General features: G+C 80.2%; 1 pseudogene. It reads left to right on the top strand.

From position 1 onward, the window contains the following. Window positions 1-451, top strand: a pseudogene (locus ND747_RS16585) (hypothetical protein); the annotation flags it as partial. Between the last annotated feature and the right edge of the window lie 175 nt (window positions 452-626).

Here is a 626-nt window from a genome sequence, read left to right as displayed (position 1 = left end):
CGGGCCGTCGGGCCGGCGAACGGGCCGCCCGCTGGTCGGCCACCCGCTGGTCGGCCGCGCGGTGATCGGCGGCACGTTGCTCGGCCGAGCGGCGGGAGTTCGCCAGGGCGGACCCACCGGCCCCGATCGGTCCCCGTGGCGCCTGGGCGGCCTCGGGCGGTGTGCGCCGTGGCACACCAAGGCGATCCACCGGCCCGGCATCGCCACCGGGGCCCGCCGGGCCATGGCCGGTACCAGGGCCATGGCCGGGCCAGTAGCCGTTGCCACCGGCTCCACCAGCGGGACGGTCACGGTCGAGGCCACCGCCGGGGACGGGGTGTCCCGCGGACTGGACCGCCGCGGTGCGCGGCTCGGCGAGCTGGCGCGGCGGGACGTCGCCGGCTCGGGCCGCGGCCAGCCCGGTGCGGCCGGTGATCTCGACCGGTCCGGAGATCGGCGGCGCGGGGCGTGAGGTGGGCACCGCGATGCCGTCCGGGTAGCGCGGCAGCGCGGCGCGTCCGGCCGTTGGATAACGATCGTGTTCCGGCCCGCCGCGACCGCCGGCGGCCGGTGCGGTGGGTGCCGGCCGTGCTGCGGGAGGCGGGACGGGCGGCATGGGCGGGACGGCGAGGCGGTCTGGCGGCGGT

The sequence above is a fragment of the Frankia sp. R82 genome, assembly GCF_023716925.1.
Taxonomy (GTDB): Bacteria; Actinomycetota; Actinomycetes; order Frankiales; family Frankiaceae; genus Frankia.
The sequence above is the reverse complement of the archived record's forward strand: the minus strand, read 5'-3'. Positions and strand labels throughout refer to the sequence as shown.